Origin of the sequence: Empedobacter sp. UBA5036, from assembly GCF_002415215.1 — a bacterium.
In the GTDB taxonomy this organism is placed as follows: domain Bacteria; phylum Bacteroidota; class Bacteroidia; order Flavobacteriales; family Weeksellaceae; genus Empedobacter; species Empedobacter falsenii_B.
Genome location: NZ_DICC01000009.1, coordinates 1 through 4,137, shown reverse-complemented (window position 1 = coordinate 4,137; position 4,137 = coordinate 1). Strand labels below are relative to the sequence as shown.

Genomic DNA, 4,137 nt, shown 5'->3' with positions numbered 1-4,137 from the left:
TTCGTAATTTGCAAGTAAGTTGTTCATTGTAAATGTTTTGTAGTTAAAACAATTTACTGATTTTCAATCAAATGAACAACTTTATTCTTTATTAATCAAAATGCACAACGGGTTGATTCTTCTAACTTTTATCAAATTAAAATTAATTATCAAAAGACAAAACAAAATTTTTATTTGATAGTAAATTCAACTTATTTAATCTTTGCTTGTGTAGAAAAAAATAGATGCTTTGATTTGAAATTTATTGACTTTCCTATTGAATTAATTTCACAATTAAAAGCCGAAGTAAATTCAAGTTTGATCCTTCTAAATCCAAAAGAATTAAATAAAAAAGTAAACATTTCTGATTTAGAATTATTAGGTGAATCAGAAATTAAACAGATCAATTATTGGAAAAGTAAAATACTGGGAGAGATTGTTTTCAATTGTTTTGATTAAACTTTTCGTTTAATAATTTTCTTACGTTTTCTTTTCTTAAAAATAATTCGAATTAGACGATAACCATATGTTACCTTTTTATTTTTTGTGATAATAGGAAATGCCATTGTGCACATCAACGAAATACAAGCAGTTGTACCTAATGCCCCTCCATAACCATTGAAAATTTTGCTCGTATAATGCAATAAAACTGCAAATAAAATTGGAGAAAAAACTAACGAAAAATAACTAATATTTATGGTTGATGATACCATTCCAATGAAAGTTCCGCCAATTACATACAACGGAATATTTTTGGTATAAAACTCTGGTAAAATTGTTGGAAAAAAATAGAAAAATCCACCGACAATCATTGCAATCATTGCAGAGGCACGAACTGGACCTTGTTTGAAACGAATGTTTAATTCATATGTTGTTAATGAAGCAATTATTGAAAACATCATTAATATTAAAAATTCAATAATCATTAGCCAATAATTAATTTAAACAACAACATACTCAACAAAACGCCTATAAATGCTAATGTTCCTAGCTTTCCACCCACACCAACAAATAAAGATTTTGTAGCAAAAAATAACAAGGCAGTAAAAACTCCAGCCGAAATAATCATCCAATAAACATACTGAAAATCAAGCGAAGTCATCCCAATGAAAGCACCACAATAAATTGGTCCTGCAATTTGTTTTAGATATTCTGAACGAGAATTAAACTTCGTTAAAAAAGAACCTAAAGTTCCTATAATTCCTGCAGAAAAAACACCGCCTAAACCTAATTTATTATTGATCAAATATGTAATTATTGCTGCAATAGGAATCCATAAAACCAAAGTTTTACGATCAAAAGAATATTCGTGATGATGCAGTGGAAACTTGCGGTAAACCACAATCAAAAGTAAACAAATTGCAGCAATAATGTAAGGAACAAGATAATGTTCTATTCTTTCGTTCATTATCGAAAATAAAAACAGAAACTGAATTATAAAAATAATCAGTATCGTGACAAATTTTATGATGCGTTTGGTTTGCACAATTATTTTTTGAAGTTGCAAAGTTAGTGACTTGTTTTAACAAAATAGAATAATTTTTATCAGTAAAGTTGTAAAAATTTCTTAAACTTAAGAACAATATGAAAACACTAGAAAATTTGAAATTTCAACATCATTTAACAAAGAATCTATTGAATGATGAATTTTAACAATTCGTGAGTTTCCACAAAAAATTCAGAATGAAATCACCTCTCTTTCAGAACCTAAATTCGAACAATAATATCGTTCTGAAGGCTGCATCAACGTTGGGTTACTTTGTTAAATTCTTTTGTTGAAAGTGATTGGGACAAAAAATTTCGTCATCAGTAAACAAATCTTGCGATTTATGCTTGGAATTGCAATCATCATTTGGCGCATATACAACAAGCTAATAAAAGTTAGTGTATCTTTGCAAAACATAATCTAACTCATGAAATACATCAATTATTTTCTATTATTTTTATCTACAATCATTAGTATTTTTCTGTTTTTTGTAAGCGCTAATCAAATTGAAGTTGTTCCGAATAAAAATGAAGGTTATAAAGGTGAACAAATTATGCTCATTGAAAAATCGAACGATATACAGTTTGTGAAAAATATAGCTGAAACTTCGGTAGATAAATATGATGTAATGTACAATCAATTATCTGATTTTGCAGCAAAAATGAATACTTGGATTATTTTATTATTTATTCTTCAACTTGCTATGGGCGTACTTTTCTTTCTACAATTTCGAAAAAATAAAAAATCTCAAGTCAACACAAGATTAACTTGAGATTATATTGACTTAAACTATCACAAAAAATAAGTCATTCTACCTAAAAAAATATCTATTCCTCAATTAATTCAGCTGAAAAACCAACTTCCTCAATTGTATCAATAATTTCTTCGTCTGTTGCTTGATTAATTTTTACAGACAAAACTTTGTCTGGATTATCAGTATCAACTTCCCAAGCTTCTAAACCATCTAACTTATCTAAAAAAGGTTTCACTTTGCTCACGCAACCACTACAATTTATATTTGTTTTGAATTTTAATTCTTTTGTTTCCATAACTCTTTGATTTTTGTCTTACAAATTTCGATAGAATTGTTCCAAAACCATTTACAAGATTTCGCTAAATAGTTATATGATTTCTATACTTATTAATCGTTTTGAGCTACTTTTGCATTCAAACAAAACAATTTCAATTTCTTTTACAAATGAGTCAACAAAATGACCAAAATATTATCTTAGCGATCGACGAAAAACCGAAGTTAGGACAAGGTATATTATTAAGTATACAGCATCTTTTTGCAATGTTTGGTGCAACAGTTTTAGTTCCTGCTTTGACAGGAATGTCTCCAGCAATTGCATTAATTTCGAGTGGAATCGGAACTTTAGTTTTCATCTTAATTACACGAGGAAAAGTCCCTTCATATTTGGGATCTTCATTTGCTTTTATCAATCCAATTATCGCAATGAAAGCTTTAGAAACAAACCCAGAAAGTGGAATTGCGACAGGAAGTTTCTTGGTTGGTAGTTTTTTGGTAGGAGTTACTTATTCATTGGTCACACTATTTATAGCAACGGCAGGAACAAAATGGTTAATGAGACTTTTACCCCCTATTGTTGTTGGTCCAGTAATTATGGTAATTGGTCTGGGATTAGCTTCTACAGCAATCAAAATGGTGACAAATAATCCTTCTGGTGAATATGATTTAACCTATGTTATAATTGGTTTTGTTACCTTAATTATCACGATAATTACAGCAATTTTCAGTAAAGGTTTTTTGAGTGTAATTCCAGTTTTGGTCGGAATTATTGGTGGATATCTTTTTGCAATTACGATGGGAGTTGTCGACCTAAATCCTGTTATAGAAGCTAAATGGTTTATGATTCCAGATTTTACCATTCCTTTTGTAGATTACACACCAACTTTGTCTTGGTATGTTATTTTCTTAATGATTCCGGTCGCAATTGTACCAATCGCAGAACATATCGGACATCAATTAGTTTTGAGTAAAGTCGTGAACAAAGACTTAATCGAAGATCCAGGTCTTGATAAATCGATGTTAGGAGATGGTATTGCAACAATGATTGCAGCTTGTTTAGGTGGACCTCCAAACACAACGTATGGCGAGAATATTGGTGTTTTAGCCATTACAAAAGCTTTTAGCATTTATGTATTTATTGGAGCAGCATGTTTTGCTATTTTATTTGGATTTTGTGGTAAAGTTTCAGCTTTATTAAGTACAATTCCAACACCAGTTATGGGCGGCGTTTCTATTTTATTATTCGGAATTATTGCTTCGAGCGGATTAAGAATGCTAATCGAGAATAAAGTTGATTTCAAGATTAAACGAAACCTTATTATTTCCTCTGTTATTCTTATCATTGGAATCGGTGGTGCAGCAATCCACATTGGAGATTTATTTTCTTTAGAAGGAATGGCTTTAGCTTCTATAATTGGAGTTGCTTTAAATTTGATTCTTCCTGGAAGAGAATTTGTCTCATTCAAAGAAATGTTTGATGAAGAAAATTAAATTATGTAACGTCCTGAAAAATTGATACAGGATTAGACTAATAAAATTTTATTTTAAACAGTACATATATTCGTATTTGTACTGTTTTTCTTTTTGTATGATTTTGGTTTTAAATCTTGTTGCTGGTGCATTTGCATCGGTGTTAAATAAT

The 4,137-nt window shown here is 29.7% G+C and carries 6 protein-coding genes; 3 read left to right on the top strand and 3 right to left on the bottom strand.

The window, feature by feature from the left end; genetic code table 11:
- Nucleotides 1-234 precede the first annotated feature (234 nt).
- Nucleotides 235-438 carry a hypothetical protein gene (locus B4J88_RS01080; protein ID WP_286496431.1) on the top strand — a complete coding sequence of 68 codons (204 nt, stop codon included), beginning with the start codon at nt 235-237 and terminating at the stop codon, nt 436-438.
- On the opposite strand, the gene B4J88_RS01075 is transcribed toward B4J88_RS01080, so the two are convergent.
- Both B4J88_RS01075 and B4J88_RS01070 read right to left on the bottom strand, forming a co-directional pair.
- Entirely contained in the window at nt 435-881 is a 447-nt protein-coding gene (locus B4J88_RS01075) for a hypothetical protein (protein WP_147279982.1), read from the bottom strand. The genes B4J88_RS01080 and B4J88_RS01075 overlap by 4 nt on opposite strands.
- A 23-nt stretch (nt 882-904) precedes the next feature.
- Nucleotides 905-1,387, bottom strand: coding sequence for a hypothetical protein (locus tag B4J88_RS01070; RefSeq protein WP_115000270.1), 483 nt, complete (start codon nt 1,385-1,387; stop codon nt 905-907).
- A 505-nt stretch (nt 1,388-1,892) separates the two neighbouring features.
- Between B4J88_RS01070 and B4J88_RS01065 the strand changes: the two genes are divergently transcribed.
- The gene (locus tag B4J88_RS01065; protein ID WP_221854443.1) at nt 1,893-2,237 is read left to right on the top strand and encodes a hypothetical protein; all 345 of its coding nucleotides are present in this window, start codon (nt 1,893-1,895) and stop codon (nt 2,235-2,237) included.
- A 55-nt stretch (nt 2,238-2,292) separates the two neighbouring features.
- Here B4J88_RS01065 and B4J88_RS01060 read toward each other — a convergent pair whose 3' ends face one another.
- A complete protein-coding gene (locus B4J88_RS01060) occupies nt 2,293-2,514 on the bottom strand; it encodes a heavy-metal-associated domain-containing protein (RefSeq protein WP_038335762.1) in 222 nt (73 codons plus the stop codon).
- Nucleotides 2,515-2,663: 149 nt separating this feature from the next.
- On the opposite strand from B4J88_RS01060, the gene B4J88_RS01055 reads away from it, so the two are divergent.
- Entirely contained in the window at nt 2,664-3,986 is a 1,323-nt protein-coding gene (locus B4J88_RS01055) for a solute carrier family 23 protein (RefSeq protein WP_291065932.1), read from the top strand.
- Nucleotides 3,987-4,137: the final 151 nt, after the last annotated feature.